This window comes from Devosia crocina (assembly GCF_900116545.1).
GTDB lineage: Bacteria > Pseudomonadota > Alphaproteobacteria > Rhizobiales > Devosiaceae > Devosia > Devosia crocina.
The window spans coordinates 53,522-68,368 of sequence record NZ_FPCK01000002.1; the positions used below are offsets into that span (position 1 = coordinate 53,522).

Below are 14,847 nucleotides of genomic sequence, written 5' to 3' on the forward strand. Positions count from 1 at the left end.
CCATCGTGGTCAACATTCAGTTAATCGGGCGCGCAGAATGAGTTGCTGTCGTTTCTTGATAAGAGAAACTTAACCATGAGGGCTAACACTAAGACCATTCAATCGCGCGGGATCATCATGCGCTGGCTATCGCTTTTTGCTTTGACATTGCTGGTGCCGCTGGCTGGCTGCAGCACAACGACACGAACCGCGAGCTATTTCGTGGAGCCCAATCAGCCTTATGTGCTGGATACCGGCGATGCCGTGCGGGTGACCGTTTATGGCGACCAGGAGTTGAGCAACACCTATCGTGTTGCCGACAACGGAGCCATCGCCTTCCCACTCGTGGGACAGGTGCAGGTGCGCGGACAAACGACATCGGCGGCAGCATCGCGGCTGGCAGGTGCGCTTGCCAACGGCTATCTGCGCAACCCCAATGTGGCCGTGGAAGTGGCGGAGTATCGCCCCTTCTTCATCCAGGGCGCGGTGCGGACCTCGGGGCAATTTCCCTATCGGCCCTACATGACCGTGCGCGATGCGATCAGCACTGCGGGTGGTTATATCGAAACGGCCGATCGCAACCAGGCCGAGGTTTATCGCCGCCAGGGCGACGAGATGATCCGTACCAGGGTCGACCTCGACTTCGCGCTTTATCCCGGGGACACGATCGTCGTTTCCGAACGCTGGTTCTAGCCGATGACTGGTTCGCTGCGCGTCCTGCAGGTCATGCGCGCGCCTGTGGGCGGGTTATTCCGGCATGTGGCGGACCTGACCCGGGGCCTGCATGCGCGCGGCCACCATGTCGGCCTTGTGGTCGATTCGCTTGCTGGCGATGCGCAGACAGGAGATCGGCTCGCAGCGCTCAAGCAATTTGCAGATCTCGGCATACACCTCTTGCCGATGCCCCGGCTTTTGGGGTCGGGAGATCTGTCGACACCATTGGCTGTGCGGCGGCTGGCGCGTGAACTCGATGCCGATATTCTGCACGGTCATGGCGCCAAGGGCGGGCTTTACGCGCGACTTGCGCGGCTCGGCAGCAACCGGACAGCTTCCCTTTATACCCCGCATGGCGGCGTGCTGCACTTTGGCGCTGGTTCTACTAGCGGCAAGCTGTTTCACTGGCTCGAACGCCGGCTGATGGCGCAAACTGACGCGCTGATCTTCGAGAGCGAATTTGCCCGCAACACCTATGCGCGGATCATTGCCGAACCCACCTGCCGGACGGAAGTGATCTTCAATGGGCTGGACCCAGCAGAATTCGCTCCGCTCTCCCAGGGGGAGGACAAGCACGATTTTGTCTTCGTAGGCGAATTGCGCGATCTCAAGGGGATCTTTCCGCTGATCGAAGCCATGACCCGCCTTCGGCGCCCGGACGGCGATGCCGCAACGCTCGTAATGGCCGGAGACGGGCCGCAACGGAGCGCGCTCGAAGCAAGGATTGCGGAACTGTCGCTCGGCGATCGCGTCAGGCTCGTCGGTTCGCAGCCGGCGCGGAGCGTTTTTGCTCAGGCGCGCTTCGCAGTCGTGCCGTCGCTTGCAGAGTCCCTGCCCTATGTGGTGATGGAAGCCACCGCAGCGCGTCTGCCGGTTGTCGCCACCCACGTGGGCGGTATTCCAGAAATCTGCGACGGCACGACCGATACTCTGGTCACCCCGGGTGATGCAGAGGCACTGCGCCGGGCTATGCAGGCCATGCTCGACCAGCCCGAGATGGCTGAAGCCGAGATGGAGAAGCGGCTGGCACGCGTGCGTGCGCAATTCTCGGTCGAAACCATGGTGGAGCGGATCGCTGCCCTCTACCGCCAGGTGCTCAGACAAAGCTGAGGGTTCGCTTCACCGAGTTTAAACGCCTTGGAGCCGATAATCTGGCCGGGATGAGTGAGTACCCGGTGGGCGTTTCATGTTTCGTGTCGATCCTAAGCAGGCTTTTGCCGAACACGCTGCGCGTCATGGCGACGGTGGCACTGACGGTTCGAAGCTTTCCACGGCCGCACTTGAAATCGCCGGGCGTCCGGTTGAACGCACCTATTCAAGCAATGTCATCGTCGGTGTGGCGCAGGCGGCGGAGGCGCTGCTGCTGGGTCTGCTGGGCTATGGAATCCATGCCGCCTATGTGGAGCCGGGGCAGGAGTGGTTCTATCTCCTCGTCGTTCTGGGCGTTTGTCTTGCCACCAATATCGGCTTTCACCTGCTGCGGGCCCATCGGATCACCACCTATCGCAAGGTGATTGGCCAGTTCGGCCGGGTGCTCGGGGTCTGGCTGGCGGTGATGGCGGTCACGACTGCTTCCATTTTCTTTTTCAAAGCCGGCGACCTGCTTTCGCGCGTGTGGCTGCTGTCCTGGTTTTTGTCGGGTTCGGCGCTGTTGATCGCGTTCCGGCTGCTGCTGCGCCAGCTGGTGATGCACTGGACGGACCTCGGGCGCCTCAAGCGCCGCACCGTGATCGTGGGCGGCGGGCACGATGCCGAAGTGCTGATCGAGCAGATCCAGGCCGGAGCGGATCGGGATGTCGAGCTGCTGGGCCTTTTCGACGACCGATATGATGCGCGCTCGCCCGAGGAAGTAGCGGGGCTGCAAAAACTCGGCAAGGTTTCGAGCCTGCTAGAGTTTGCCCGCCTGACGCCGGTCGATCTTGTGATCGTCTCCATGCCGCTTTCGGCGGAGAAGCGGGTGCTCGACATGCTGACCCAGCTGTGGGTGCTGCCGGTCGATATCCGGCTCTCGGCGCATATGAGCAAGCTCAAGTTCACCGACCGGGCCTATTCCTATGTCGGCGGCGTGCCCGTTCTCGATATGGCCGACCGGCCGATCTCGGACTGGAACCTTGTGTTCAAATGGGTTTTCGACAAACTCGTCGCGATTACGGCACTGATCCTGCTTTCGCCTATCATGATAGCCACGGCCATTGCCATCAAGCTCGAGAGCAAGGGGCCCGTGTTCTTCGTTCAAAAGCGGCATGGCTTCAACAATCAGCTCGTGAGCATCTACAAGTTCCGCTCCATGCGGACCGATATGCTCGACGCCGGTGCCGCCAAACTGGTGACGAAGGACGACCCGCGCGTGACGCGCGTGGGCAAGTTCATCCGCAAGACCTCGATCGACGAATTGCCGCAACTCTTCAACGTGCTCAAGGGGGAGCTGTCGGTGGTAGGACCACGTCCGCATGCCATGCAGGCCAAGGCGGACAACCAGCTCTACTATGAGGCGGTCGAGGGATATTTCGCCCGGCACCGCGTCAAACCCGGCATGACGGGATGGGCGCAGATTCATGGCTGGCGCGGGGAAACCGACACGATCGACAAGATCATGCAGCGGGTGAACCACGACCTCTACTATATCGAGAACTGGAGCCTGCTGCTCGACCTCTACATCGTGGTCATGACGCCGGTCTCGCTGATCGCCAAGAACGAGAACGCATATTGAGCGTCACCGGGCAGTTCGATCCTGCCCTGGCAGGCACCAGATGGCCCGGCATGGATTTCGTGCGCCAACGGGCCACAAGGCTGCTGGACGGCGTGGTGGCGCTGTGGATCTTTTCGGGCGGCATCGTTCTGATCGAGCCATCGCCCTATGAAGTGGTGTTCCTGCTGGTGCTGCCCATCGCGATTGTCGCCGGGCTGGGCCTTTATCGCTCGACTTTCGGGCTCTTTGCCATCCTGCTTGGCTTCACACCCTTTGCGCTGATCGCGTGCCTGCAGGTGCGGGTGACGCCGGTGACCGACGCGATCATCTTTACCGCCGTTACCATCTTCCTGATGCTGACGAGCTATTTTCTCGCCAATTATCTGGCAGAGGCGACTGCGCGGCGGATGCGAATCATCATCGCCGCCTACACGGCGATTGCGGTGATCCTGGCGCTGGTGGGTACGCTTGCCTATCTGCGCCTGATGCCGGGGGCCGACTTCTTTCTGCGCTACGATCGCGCCAAGGCAACGTTCAAGGACCCAAATGTCTATGCGCCTTTTCTGATCCTGCCAGCCATGTTCGCGCTTCAGCGCGTGCTTCTGGGACGCGGATGGCAGATTGTTGTTTCAGGGGCAGTTTATGTGGTGCTGATGATCGGTGTTTTCGTCAGCTTCTCGCGCGGCGGCTGGGGGCATTTTGCAGCCTCATCGCTGATCACGCTTGTGCTGGTGTTCATGCTCGAGGCAAACGCGCGCGACAAGATCCGAATTCTGATCATGTCGCTTCTGGGGCTCGGAATGCTGGTTGTGGCGCTTGGGGGGCTGTTGTCGATCCCGACCGTTTCCGACTTCTTCGCGCACCGCACCCAGTCACAGTCCTACGATACCGGCGAAACAGGACGCTTTGGCCGGCAGGGCTATGCGGTGGAACTTGCTCTCGAAAATCCCTGGGGCATTGGCCCAGGCGAGTTTCCTACCCTGCGCATCCGCGAAGAGCCGCACAATCTCTATGTCACCGTGTTCCACGTTTATGGCTGGGGCGGAGGCTTCTTCTTCTACGTGATGATAGCGGCAACGCTGTGGAAAGGCTCGGCCATGCTGCTGCGCCCCTCCCCTTATCGCCTCATGGCGATCCCGGTCATGGCAACCTTCACAATGGTCATGGCGGAATCGATCATCATCGATTCAGACCACTGGCGGCATGTCTATCTGTTGATCGGGCTCGTTTGGGGACTATCGACGGCAATCAAAAACGAGCAGAGGATCAGCGCGCCGAGGCACGAGACGCTGATCTAACCTGCGCCCTTAAGGCTTTGGCTCGTCGTCGGGATCGGTCTGCGTCTGCGCTTCAACCTTCGGGTCCTCCTTGGGGAAGGCATAGAAGAAGTTGTAAAGCGCGTAGGCAAGTGCAGCGCCCACCAGCACCATCCAGAGTTGCTCTCCGGTCCAGAACACTTCCCAGACCAGCCAGACGGCGAGCAAGATAACGACCGCCACGCGCCGCCAGAGCGGGCGAAACCAGTTCACGTCATTTTCCTTGAGTGCCATGGACTGCTTCTCCCTTGCGTCGGGGTCCCTCTAGCAAGGCTTTCGGGCAAGGAAAAGCCCTTCTCCCGCGGCGGCACGAGAGAAGGAGCCAGTGTGTCAGGCCGCAGCCAGGGTTTTTGGCGGAGCTTCCCGGCTTTCAACCAGATAGATGAAGCAAGACGCCAGCACGATCAAGGCGGCGCCGGGCCAGAACCAGACTGAAGGGACCTGTCCCAAGGCCACCCAGCCCACAAGACCGCTCAGCGGCACCTTGAGATCGCCGAAGGGCTGAAGATAGGCTGCATCTGCAACCTTATAGGCAAAGCTGAGGAAGTACTGGGCGGCGGCAGTCAGCGCGCCAAGCAGCAGCAACAGCCAAAGTCCGTTGCCGGCCGGCAGAGCCAGAGGAAAACCGGTCGCGACACCTGACGGCAAAGCGCCAGAAAAAAGCGTAGCGACAAGCAGAATAGCCAAGTGATTGGGCGTAATCAGCACCAGAAGCGACACGGTAAGCGTTTCCGGACTGTCTCCGCGTTGCGCCAGATAGCGCGTGAGAACGTCTGTGGTGGCCCAAAGCACCGCAGCCAGGATCGGCACGAATGTCTGGGGGCTGAAGCCTTCGGCTCCCACACCTGAAATGATGATTGCCCCGACGAAGCCGACAAGAGCTGCACCTATGCGAGCGGCCGAAGCACGCTCGCCAAGAAACAGGGTCGAACCGAGAATGATGAACAAGGGGCCGGTAGCCAGAAGCGTCACCATTTGCCAGATCGGAACGCCCGAAGCGAAGCCATAAACAAAGACATGAACGCCGAGCGCAGAGGCAAAAGCCCGGACTTCGTGCGCAAGCGGATAATGGGTGCGCAGGTTCTTGACGCCGATACGCAGGATGATCGGCAGCACGAGAACCGAGGCAATCAGATATTGCCAGAATGCCATGCCAGTCGAATTGAAGCCGAAGCCGCCATATTCGAGTGGGGTGGGCAAAACAGATTGGAGAGTGTTGGTGCCTGCAAAGGCAAGGCTCGCCGCCAGCATGAAAACAGCACCCGAAGCGGCACCGACATGGGAGGAAGAGGAAATCTGGTTCATCTGTCGTCCTTTCCGTAACCAGTTTCCTCAGGGTTACGAGATGACGACACGCAGCCGGGTCCGCGCGATCTGCGGACGCCCGGTGGCGCTGATCAACTCTGTCTCTTTCATCCGGACTATGACCGTCGGCTCCGGAATCACACCGGATCTGCTGACCTTCCAGCCGAAGCCGGAAGCGCTCGCGGGCTCGACGTTGCCGCCTTACCGCCGGTGGGGAGTTCCGCCCCGCCCTGAGAACATGCGAGATCGTAATCTCACGATGAATACATAGGACGGCAGGTGGCGCCTGGCAACCATGTGAGGGACGACAAACTGTCTTTGACGAGTGAACGGCGGATTGTCTGAAGAAGGGCAAGGTTTACCCCACCCGGCCTCCCCCTGAAGGAGGGGGAGGTGTGGCATCGAGTTTGGAAGGAGAGAACGGCAAGCGCCATGCCCCGTCCCCGCCCCAGTCAGAAAGAGGTGAGGCAGGCTACCTAGAGGCTGACTGAACGGCCGGTCAGCCGGAACATCAGCCCTCGAGCCACTTGACCTGCTCCGGTGTAAGCTTGATCTCGAAGGCCTTGAGGCTGTCGTCGAGTTCGACGAGACGGCGCGGTCCGATCAGCGGTACGCTGGGGAAGTCTTGCGCCAGGACATAGGCCAAGGCGACGTGGATCGGAGAGTGTCCCAGCTGCTTTGCCAGTTCGATGGCACGGTCGCGACGGCCGAGGTTCTGTTCATTGTACCAGACGCGTACCAGTTCTTCGTTGTCGCGCTTGTCGCGGCCGGCAAGGTCGGTAAAGAAGCCCCGCGCCTGGCTCGACCAGGAGAAGTTGGTCACCTGACGATCGACCAGCCACTGCTTGAACTCGGGAGTCGAAGCGGTGACGCAGCCGGCCCAGATGGGGTCGAGCATTTCGGCGAGCGCGAAATTGTTGGAAAGCGCCTGGGGCTTGGTCTTGCCTGTGCGTTCAGCATAGGCGATCGCCTCGTCCATGCGCTCCTTGGTCCAATTCGAACCGCCGAAAGGTCCGCGGATACGGCCGGCCTTGACCTCGGCATCCATGGCATCGACGAACTCGCCCACGGGAACATCGAGATTGTCGCGGTGCATGAAGTAGACGTCGACATAGTCGGTCTGCAGCCGGTCGAGAGACTGGGTCAGCTGCTTTCCGATGACATCGGGATAAACGAGCGGGCTATGGGCGCCTTTGCCGATCACCACGGCTTCTTCGCGCACCCCGCTCCGTCTCTGCCATTCGCCGAAGAGCTTTTCAGTATAGCCGCCGGCATAGATGAAGGCGGTATCAAAGATGTTGCCGCCGCGCTCCCAGAACGCATCGAGCAAGATGGCGCCCGAAGCAAAGGTACGGAAATCTTCAAAGCCAAGAGCCACTGCGGACGCAGGCTTATCGAGACCCGGAATGGAGCGTTTGGGGATGATGCCGACATTGGACCCGAGCGGCCTGTTATCAAGCGTATTGAGGCGATTGCCTGCCTTCTCGACCGAGAACTCGATGCCCGCGTCCGCGCGCCACTTGTCAAGAACGCGCAGGTTGCCGATCGTATCAGCCCAGCTCATGCCGGGCGCGGGAAACTCCTGCTGACCGGCCGCGATGGCGCGCGATGCCGCTTCCGCTTCAAAGGAATAAACATGAGCGGGTTCGTTGACGCTGACGGTTTCGGTGTTTCCGCCCTTGATGATGTCGATCTTGCCCAGGCCCTGATCGCGATTGCCGCCGGCAAACCAGAAATCGGGCACTTCGATCCGCCCTTCGGAGCCATGGATGCGCAGCACGTTGTCGAGATTTGCCATGACGGCGCAGGATACCTGCGCGACGATGCCGCTTTCAAATGTCAGAACGGCAGCTGCCCAATCGTCGGTGCCTTCCTCGTTGAGCCTTGCAGCACCAGCGATCTTGACGGGCTCGGCGAAGGCTTTCCCGGTCGCAGCACCAGCAAGAAGGCGCGCCATGGACACGGGGTAACAGCCGACATCCATGATGCCACCGCCGGCAAGAGCCGAAGCGAAGAGCCGATGCTGGGGCTGGAACTTGCCCATCGAGAAGCCGAAGCTTGACTGGATCATCCGCACTTCGCCGATAGTGCCGGACTTGATCAGTTCGATCAGCTTGGCGGTCTGGGGGTGCAGGCGATACATGAAAGCTTCGCCAGCAAACGTGCCTGCCTTCTTGTGTGCGTGAAAGACGGCGTCGGCCTCATGCGCGGACAGCGCCAGCGGTTTTTCCACCAAGACATGCTTGCCCGCTTCAGCCGCCTTGATCGCCCATTCAGCGTGGACAGTGTGCGGCACAGCGATATAGACAGCGTCGATTTCAGGATCGGCGAGCAGGGCATCATAACCTTTGACCACGCGCACGCCCGGGAAATCGGTGGCGAGATTGGGTTTGGAAGGGTCGCGCGTGGCAATGGCGCTCAGAACGCCAGAGGCCGAGCCTTCCAGGCCCCCACGGAACGCCTTGGCGATGCTGCCCGGGCCGATAATGCCCCAGCGGATCTTGTTTTCGGTCATGTCTTCTTCCTCGCGCCTAGGCCCTTCGGCGGCGCCGGGGCATTTCGATTGGCTCGTCAAGGCAAGATCCGGCCATGCCGGGGCGAACGGCCGGACCTCAGTCTGCCGCGCCTATCCTCCCTTGCTCTTGTAACGAGCGCTGCCTAAGCTAGTGCCTGGCCACAGCACGTCGCGCTTATTGGGTATTGGAAATTGGCGGATAGTAAGATGGTGGAGCGCGGCTTCTATGAGCCGGGCCTTAACGGGGTCGAGCGCCTGCCCACCGAACTGCACATGTTTCATGCCTCGCCTAAATTGATGCGTGCAGCGCATTGGCATGCGCAGGTGGAGGTGAACTACATCGTTCGCGGGTGGGCGCATTATTCCATGAGCGGATATGACGTACGCTTTTCAGCCGGAGATCTGGCACTGTTCTGGGGCGGGCAGCCGCACCGGCTGGATGATGCGTCCGAGGACGTGATTTATGCGGGCGGACACCTGCCGCTGGTTCACTTTTTCCGCCTGCGCCTGCCCCAGGATATGCAGGCTGGCCTCATGCAGGGCGCCACATTGCTTACGCGGGCCAGCGACGGATCCGATCCCATCAATTTCTTGCGCTGGAATGACTTTGTGCGCTCCGGCGATCCGCTCAAGGTCAGCATGGCGATCGATGAACTGCTGCTGCGGATCGAACGCATTCGTTTCGCCCCCTACGAGCTCTTGTCAGGGTTGCGCACAAAGCCAGGCGCTGCGGCGGCGGATCCGTATATTTCTCCGATCGTGCTGCGCATCTGCGACTTCATTGCTGAAAATTTTCGCGAAGAGATCGACTCGGTGGATATCGCCGTAGCGGCCGACGTTCATCCCAAATATGCGATGACCGTCTTTAAGAAATGCACCGGCATGACGCTGAACGATTATGTCAGCCTGATGCGTCTGTCCTTTGCGCAGGCACTGCTGATGCGCGAGGACGCCAATGTGCTGCAGGTCGCAATGGAAAGCGGCTTCGGTTCGCTCAGCGCCTTCAACAAGCTTTTTCGCAAGCTCGCTGGCATGTCACCGAGCGATTACCGCCGCGATATGCGCTCACGCCCAGGCGCGACCATTCCCCAGCGTCCCGCCGCGCGCGAACCTTACAATTGAGCCAAGCGGAACAATGGGCTGGGCACCGAGACGAACGCCCCTGTTCACAGACCGAAAAACAGGGTTGCGCTTGCGCCTGTCATTCTCTATGTCTCCGCGCAGTCGGGGCGTAGCGCAGCCTGGTAGCGCATTTGTCTGGGGGACAAAGGGTCGTCGGTTCAAATCCGGCCGCTCCGACCATTTCACCAAATGTTTGGTTTGTAGCCGCGCGGATCATAGGTCAGGCGCGGTCTTCTTGCGTCTGCGGTAAGCCGCGTTTCCTGCGGAGCTTGCAGGCACGTTACGGTGCAAGGGTTGGTTACTGAGCAATAGCCCGAGCGCTAGAGCTCGCGTGCGCGCTCCAGGATGCGCTTGCATTCCAGCAATTCGCGAAGAACTTCGGACAGCTTGTTGCGCGATTCTTCGTCGAGTTCGGGCTCGGGCGCGGCGACGGAAACTGCTTCGGGAGCCTCGGCGCCGATGTCCTCGGCTTCATCTTCGGCAAAGTCGATCAGCCCGGCAATATCGTCGGGTGCCCTGCCCTCGCCCACGGCGATGACATAGCGCGCGCCCTGATCCTTGAGGATCTTCTGCACGCCCTTGATGGTGAAACCCTGATCGTAAAGCAGGTGACGGATGCCGCGCAGAAGCATCACGTCTTCCGGGCGATAATAGCGCCGTCCGCCACCCCGCTTCAGCGGCTTGATGGTCGCAAATCGCGTTTCCCAGAATCGGAGGACGTGCTGCGGAAGATCAAGCTCCTCGGCCGCCTCAGAAATCGTCCGGAATGCGTCTGGAGACTTGTCCAAACCGCTCGCCCCTTGAGTAAGAAATCCTTACTTTTCAGCGGCAACCATAGACTTGTTGATTTTGGACTTCAACACGTTGCTCGGTTTGAACACAAGAACCTGCCGCGGCAGGATCGGGACTTCCTCGCCAGTCTTGGGATTGCGGCCGATTCTTTCGTTTTTCGAGCGCACCTGAAACGAGCCGAAGGACGACAGCTTCACATTGGAACCGGTGATCAGGGCCTCGGTGATCAACTCGAGCACGCGCTCGACCAGCTCCGCCGACTCGGTTCGCGATAGGCCAACACTGCCATAAACAGCTTCCGCCAGGTCTGCCCGCGTTACCGTTTTCTGCGCCATTCGCACCCCCGTTGTTCAAACCGAGTTTTTCAGGTCAGGACGATCTTGATCCGGCTGATCCTGTCTGCCGCCGCAGGCAGGTAAACCCGTGTCTCTGTTGACGCGACCCGATCGTTGACCGGCCTGGTCTCGACGTCAGGCTCCTCCACCCGGAGGGACACTAACGCCTTGAAACGCTTGAGGTCAATCGCCTGCTGAGAACTACCAGCGAATGAGCGAAGCGCCCCAGGTGAAGCCCCCGCCCATCGCTTCGAGCATCACCAGATCGCCTGGCTTGATCCGTCCATCGGCGACAGCCACGCTGAGCGCGAGAGGCACGGATGCTGCCGAGGTATTGGCGTGGATATCGACGGTCGTCACTACTTTCTCGGTTGGCAGGCCAAGCTTGGCACCAGCACCATCGATGATGCGCTTGTTGGCTTGGTGCGGTACGAACCAGTCGAGATCGGCCACGGTGTAGCCGGATTTTTCCAGGGTTGCGTAGACAACGTCGGTGATCTTGCCGACGGCGTGGCGGAAGACTTCAGGGCCCTGCATGTGGACATGCCCCGCAGTGCCCGTGGAAGACGGGCCACCATCGACATACAGCTTGTCCCAGTGCTGGCCATCCGAGCGCAGGGCAGATGCAAGAATGCCGCGCTCCGGTTCGTCCTCTGCCAGTTCAACGCCTTCAAGGATCATGGCGCCAGCGCCATCGCCGAAGAGAACGCAGGTGGTGCGATCGGTCCAGTCGAGAAGCCGGGTGAAGGTCTCGGCGCCGATGACGAGCACGCGCCGTGCCAATCCATTTTTGATATGGCTATCGGCGGTGGTCACCGCATAAACAAAGCCCGAGCACACGGCCTGGAGATCGAAGGCAAAGCCGTGTCGCATGCCAAGCTTCATCTGCACCAGGGTAGCAGCGGCGGGAAAAGTATAGTCCGGTGTCGTCGTCGCAACGATGATGAGGTCGATATCGTCGGGGGTCAGGCCCGCGTTATCGAGTGCTGCCCGTGCGGCGGCGACAGCGAGATCGGAGGTGAATTCTCCCTCGGCCGCGATGTGACGCTCCTTGATCCCGACGCGCTGCTGGATCCACTCGTCGGATGTGTCGACCGTCTTGGCCAATTCGTCATTGGTCAGCACCCGTTGAGGAAGGTAGCTGCCGACACCGCGTACTATGGAACGAATTCTGGTCACGCCGACTTGGCCTCGGAATCAGGCGGCAGCGGTTCTGGCGCGGCCGTGTTGACAGGGAAGCGCTGCATTGTGTCGCCGATCTTATCGATCAGGCGGCTGCGCGCCATTTCATAGGCGAGGCCCAAGGCACTCTTGTAACCGACTTCGTCGGTGCCACCATGCGATTTTATCACGATCCCGTTGAGGCCCATGAACACGCCGCCATTGACCGTGCGGGGGTCCATCTTGCGGCGGAGAGCATTAAGCGCGCCGCGGGCAAAGAAGGCGCCGAGCATGCTGACCCAACTCGCCTTGAGGGCCGATCGCAGATAGGAAGCAACCTGGCGCGCCGTGCCTTCTGCTGTCTTGAGCGCCACATTGCCCACAAAACCTTCGGTAACGACTACGTCGACCGTGCCCTTACCGATATCGGTGCCTTCGACGAAGCCATGATAGGTGAAGCCGGCCCCGGAGGCCTGCTGCAGAATCTTGCCCGCCTCGTTGATGTAGTCGAGCCCCTTGCCTTCCTCGGTACCAATATTGAGGAGACCAACAGTGGGCGAGTCGGAATCAAAGAGCGAGCGCGCGAGCGCCGAACCCAGGATGGCGTAATCAACCAGTTGTCTGGCATCGGCACCGATGGTGGCGCCCATGTCGAGCACGATGATGTCGCTGCGGGTGGTGGGCCAGATGGCTGCGATGCCGGGCCTGGAGATACCCTCCATAGGGCGCAGGCAGAAAGTGGCCATGGCCATCAGCGCGCCGGTATTGCCACCGGAAATGGCGACATCGGCATCGCCATCCTTAACTGCCTGGAGCGCCATCCACATGGATGAAATGTTCTTGCCCTTGCGCAGGGCCTGGCTGGGTTTTTCGTCCATGGCGATCACTGCCTCGCAGTGACGCACGGTACTAACAGCCTTGAGATTGGGGAATTCGTCGAGCAAAGGAGCGATCTGCTCCTCACGCCCATGGAAGATAAAGCGGGTATTCTTCCGCTCGCGCAGGGCAAGGTCTGCCCCGTGGATCACAGCACGCGGAGCGTGGTCGCCACCCATGGCATCCACGGAAATCGTTATAGAATCGGTCATTTCAGCCCGTTTTTCGGCCCGCTGAAGCAGGCATGCCAACATATCCCATCATGGGGAGGGTGCAAGCCCTGTGGGCAGGAGTTCAGTCCTTGCTTTCGGTCTTGAGCCGCGACAGCGCAGCAAAAGGTCCAGTCGGTTCGCCGTCATCGAGGCCGCCGAGTGAGCTGGCATCTTCGCCTTCGCGGCGCGGATAAGGATCGATGGCAAGCGCCAAGGTTTCCACCAGTAGCGCACTCAGATCCACTTCTGGCCCATCGATATGGTCGGGAAAGTCGTCATCTTCCAGATCGACGTAGATTTCGGCGCCCGGTGCGACCGGCGCGCCATGATCGGTCGACGGCAGGAAGACCCGGTCGATCGTTTCCCTGATCTCCTGCTCGACAGGCTCGAAGCTGACGATGGAGGGTTGCACAATGCGCGCATCGAGCTGCCCCTGCGCGCGAAGTCCGCCACGCAGCGGCACAACGCGCAACTCGGCGACAAACCGTTCGACGGAAGTAACCTTCATCGCTTCGGCAATAGCAGCGCGCGTTTTCTCGTCCGCATCTACGCGGACCGATCTGCCCCCTATGGGCAGCTTGTCGATGCGGACAACGGCGTCGAAGAGCGGTTCGGTCTGTCTGGTCATGCGGCGGTTCCGAAATTCACTGTGCCCGCAGTAATGGCGCTGACCGGCTGGCCGGCGAGCACCTTATCCTGAGAAAGGGCATAATCGGCGAGGCGACTGGCGTTTTCCCTGTCGCCGCCTTCAAAGATATTGCGCGAAATGACGCCGATGAGCGCCTCGCGGTCATTGCGATCCATAGCATCGTTGATGGCAGCAAGAAGGCCGAAGAAGAGATTGCCCATCTTCTGGATCTTCTTGGGCACGCCGAGGTCTCCTGCCCCCATCTCGCGCAGGGAACGATCCATGTCCTTGAAGAAGAGGTCGAACACTGCCTGGCTGAAGTCCTTGGATTGGGCGCGCAGGCGCCGGAAAACCAGAGCCATATGGAGGCTGATCATGTCGAAGCGGCCGGTTACCGTATCGGGCACGCCCCACTCGGCATAGAAGACCGGCTGCCGGGATTGCGCCACAATGGAGCGATAGACGCCATAAACAGCGTCGGTCGCGGTATTTTTGCGGAACAGAGACAGGATCATGGGATTGCGCTCAGCCTCGGGATGGGTCAAACACATGCAAAGCCCGCCGGCCGGATGCCAGCTTGCCAGAGAGCCAAGTTGACAGCTACACATTCCGGCGGCCAGAGGCACGCGCCTTGGTGCCCCGCCTATAGTCGAGAGCCATCGGGAAAGTCAAATTCATGCCCAAGCGTATTGCTTCCGCTCCCTTCGCACCGATTGCCGCCGCAGCTCTTGTTGCTGTCGCGCTGACCGCCTGCACGAGCAGCACCTCGCTGACCACGAAGCGGACGCAGGGCTATGAGATTTCCGACAGTGCCATGCAGCAGATCCGCCCGGGCCAGAGCCAGCAGCTTGTGACCCTCGTACTCGGCTCACCGCAATCGACCAATACATTTGGCGATCAGTCAGCCTGGTATTACGTTCAGACCAAGGTGCAGCAGACGTCCTTCGGCTTGAACACCGGACTTGAGCGCACGGTACTCGCCATCTACTTCGATCAGAACAAGAAGGTTGTGGACAAGGCTGTCTACACTGCCGCCGATGGCCGCGTGATTACGGTGGAAAGCCGCCGCACCCAGTCCTTTGGCGAGGACCGGACGTTCATCGACCAGATTCTCAATTCCTTTGGCGGCTGAACCGGCCGGACCATTTTGCGAAGGCCCTGGCTTTGCCGGGGCCTTTTTCTTGTGCTGTCGGGCTCGCGCAC

Annotated in this window: 15 protein-coding genes, 1 tRNA gene and 1 riboswitch; of the genes, 7 read left to right on the top strand and 9 right to left on the bottom strand. The window is 60.4% G+C overall.

Features of this window, described 5'->3' with window-relative positions; all coding sequences use genetic code 11:
- The first annotated feature begins 75 nt into the window (after positions 1 to 75).
- The 4 genes from BM364_RS09925 (at position 76) to BM364_RS09940 (ending at position 4,680) form a co-directional block, all read left to right on the top strand.
- A complete protein-coding gene (locus BM364_RS09925) occupies positions 76 to 672 on the top strand; it encodes a polysaccharide biosynthesis/export family protein (RefSeq protein WP_092424134.1) in 597 nt (198 codons plus the stop codon).
- A 3-nt stretch (positions 673 to 675) separates the two neighbouring features.
- Positions 676 to 1,803 carry a glycosyltransferase gene (locus BM364_RS09930; protein ID WP_092424136.1) on the top strand — a complete coding sequence of 376 codons (1,128 nt, stop codon included), beginning with the start codon at positions 676 to 678 and terminating at the stop codon, positions 1,801 to 1,803.
- 76 nt (positions 1,804 to 1,879) lie between these two features.
- A complete protein-coding gene (locus BM364_RS09935; protein WP_092424138.1) occupies positions 1,880 to 3,403 on the top strand; it encodes an undecaprenyl-phosphate glucose phosphotransferase in 1,524 nt (507 codons plus the stop codon).
- A complete protein-coding gene (locus tag BM364_RS09940; protein WP_139232566.1) occupies positions 3,400 to 4,680 on the top strand; it encodes an O-antigen ligase family protein in 1,281 nt (426 codons plus the stop codon). The genes BM364_RS09935 and BM364_RS09940 overlap by 4 nt, the downstream gene beginning before the upstream one ends.
- A 9-nt stretch (positions 4,681 to 4,689) precedes the next feature.
- Here BM364_RS09940 and BM364_RS09945 read toward each other — a convergent pair whose 3' ends face one another.
- The 3 genes from BM364_RS09945 to BM364_RS09955 form a co-directional block, all read right to left on the bottom strand.
- Entirely contained in the window at positions 4,690 to 4,932 is a 243-nt protein-coding gene (locus tag BM364_RS09945; RefSeq protein ID WP_092424142.1) for a hypothetical protein, read from the bottom strand.
- Positions 4,933 to 5,028: 96 nt separating this feature from the next.
- Positions 5,029 to 6,003: a DMT family transporter gene (locus BM364_RS09950; protein ID WP_092424144.1), complete on the bottom strand. Its 975-nt coding sequence runs from the start codon at positions 6,001 to 6,003 to the stop codon at positions 5,029 to 5,031.
- 96 nt (positions 6,004 to 6,099) lie between these two features.
- Positions 6,100 to 6,245, bottom strand: a riboswitch (FMN riboswitch).
- Between the two features lie 269 nt (positions 6,246 to 6,514).
- Positions 6,515 to 8,518, bottom strand: coding sequence for an aldo/keto reductase (locus tag BM364_RS09955; RefSeq protein WP_092425274.1), 2,004 nt, complete (start codon positions 8,516 to 8,518; stop codon positions 6,515 to 6,517).
- Between the two features lie 207 nt (positions 8,519 to 8,725).
- On the opposite strand from BM364_RS09955, the gene BM364_RS09960 reads away from it, so the two are divergent.
- Both BM364_RS09960 and BM364_RS09965 read left to right on the top strand, forming a co-directional pair.
- Positions 8,726 to 9,640, top strand: coding sequence for a helix-turn-helix domain-containing protein (locus BM364_RS09960; RefSeq protein WP_092424146.1), 915 nt, complete (start codon positions 8,726 to 8,728; stop codon positions 9,638 to 9,640).
- Positions 9,641 to 9,743: 103 nt separating this feature from the next.
- A tRNA-Pro gene (locus BM364_RS09965) sits at positions 9,744 to 9,820 on the top strand.
- Between the two features lie 140 nt (positions 9,821 to 9,960).
- Here BM364_RS09965 and BM364_RS09970 read toward each other — a convergent pair.
- From BM364_RS09970 to BM364_RS09995, 6 genes are all read right to left on the bottom strand, one after another.
- The gene (locus BM364_RS09970) at positions 9,961 to 10,428 is read right to left on the bottom strand and encodes a MerR family transcriptional regulator (protein WP_092424148.1); all 468 of its coding nucleotides are present in this window, start codon (positions 10,426 to 10,428) and stop codon (positions 9,961 to 9,963) included.
- Positions 10,429 to 10,455: 27 nt separating this feature from the next.
- Positions 10,456 to 10,767, bottom strand: a complete 312-nt coding sequence (locus tag BM364_RS09975) for an integration host factor subunit alpha (RefSeq protein ID WP_092424150.1) — start codon at positions 10,765 to 10,767, stop codon at positions 10,456 to 10,458.
- Between the two features lie 201 nt (positions 10,768 to 10,968).
- Complete coding sequence (locus BM364_RS09980) at positions 10,969 to 11,937, bottom strand: beta-ketoacyl-ACP synthase III (protein WP_244542867.1); 969 nt, start codon at positions 11,935 to 11,937, stop codon at positions 10,969 to 10,971.
- A 5-nt stretch (positions 11,938 to 11,942) separates the two neighbouring features.
- Positions 11,943 to 13,016, bottom strand: a complete 1,074-nt coding sequence (gene plsX, locus BM364_RS09985; RefSeq protein ID WP_092425276.1) for a phosphate acyltransferase PlsX — start codon at positions 13,014 to 13,016, stop codon at positions 11,943 to 11,945.
- A gap of 82 nt (positions 13,017 to 13,098) precedes the next feature.
- Positions 13,099 to 13,644, bottom strand: coding sequence for a YceD family protein (locus BM364_RS09990; RefSeq protein ID WP_092424154.1), 546 nt, complete (start codon positions 13,642 to 13,644; stop codon positions 13,099 to 13,101).
- Positions 13,641 to 14,159, bottom strand: a complete 519-nt coding sequence (locus tag BM364_RS09995; RefSeq protein WP_092425278.1) for a ubiquinol-cytochrome C chaperone family protein — start codon at positions 14,157 to 14,159, stop codon at positions 13,641 to 13,643. The genes BM364_RS09990 and BM364_RS09995 overlap by 4 nt, the downstream gene beginning before the upstream one ends.
- 161 nt (positions 14,160 to 14,320) lie before the next feature.
- Here BM364_RS09995 and BM364_RS10000 point away from each other — a divergent pair, with 161 nt between their 5' ends.
- The gene (locus tag BM364_RS10000) at positions 14,321 to 14,776 is read left to right on the top strand and encodes an outer membrane protein assembly factor BamE (RefSeq protein WP_092424156.1); all 456 of its coding nucleotides are present in this window, start codon (positions 14,321 to 14,323) and stop codon (positions 14,774 to 14,776) included.
- The last annotated feature ends 71 nt before the right edge of the window (positions 14,777 to 14,847 follow it).

Excerpts from the sequence above, each read along its gene's own strand:
- BM364_RS09925 (WP_092424134.1), top strand. The coding sequence starts at position 76 with ATGAGGGCTAACACTAAGACCATTCAATCGCGCGGGATCATCATGCGC.
- BM364_RS09935 (WP_092424138.1), top strand. The coding sequence starts at position 1,880 with ATGTTTCGTGTCGATCCTAAGCAGGCTTTTGCCGAACACGCTGCGCGT.
- BM364_RS09990 (WP_092424154.1), bottom strand. The coding sequence starts at position 13,644 with ATGACCAGACAGACCGAACCGCTCTTCGACGCCGTTGTCCGCATCGAC.
- BM364_RS09930 (WP_092424136.1), top strand. The coding sequence starts at position 676 with ATGACTGGTTCGCTGCGCGTCCTGCAGGTCATGCGCGCGCCTGTGGGC.
- BM364_RS09955 (WP_092425274.1), bottom strand. The coding sequence starts at position 8,518 with ATGACCGAAAACAAGATCCGCTGGGGCATTATCGGCCCGGGCAGCATC.
- BM364_RS09960 (WP_092424146.1), top strand. The coding sequence starts at position 8,726 with ATGGTGGAGCGCGGCTTCTATGAGCCGGGCCTTAACGGGGTCGAGCGC.
- plsX (WP_092425276.1), bottom strand. The coding sequence starts at position 13,016 with ATGACCGATTCTATAACGATTTCCGTGGATGCCATGGGTGGCGACCAC.
- BM364_RS09950 (WP_092424144.1), bottom strand. The coding sequence starts at position 6,003 with ATGAACCAGATTTCCTCTTCCTCCCATGTCGGTGCCGCTTCGGGTGCT.
- BM364_RS09945 (WP_092424142.1), bottom strand. The coding sequence starts at position 4,932 with ATGGCACTCAAGGAAAATGACGTGAACTGGTTTCGCCCGCTCTGGCGG.
- BM364_RS09975 (WP_092424150.1), bottom strand. The coding sequence starts at position 10,767 with ATGGCGCAGAAAACGGTAACGCGGGCAGACCTGGCGGAAGCTGTTTAT.
- BM364_RS10000 (WP_092424156.1), top strand. The coding sequence starts at position 14,321 with ATGCCCAAGCGTATTGCTTCCGCTCCCTTCGCACCGATTGCCGCCGCA.
- BM364_RS09995 (WP_092425278.1), bottom strand. The coding sequence starts at position 14,159 with ATGATCCTGTCTCTGTTCCGCAAAAATACCGCGACCGACGCTGTTTAT.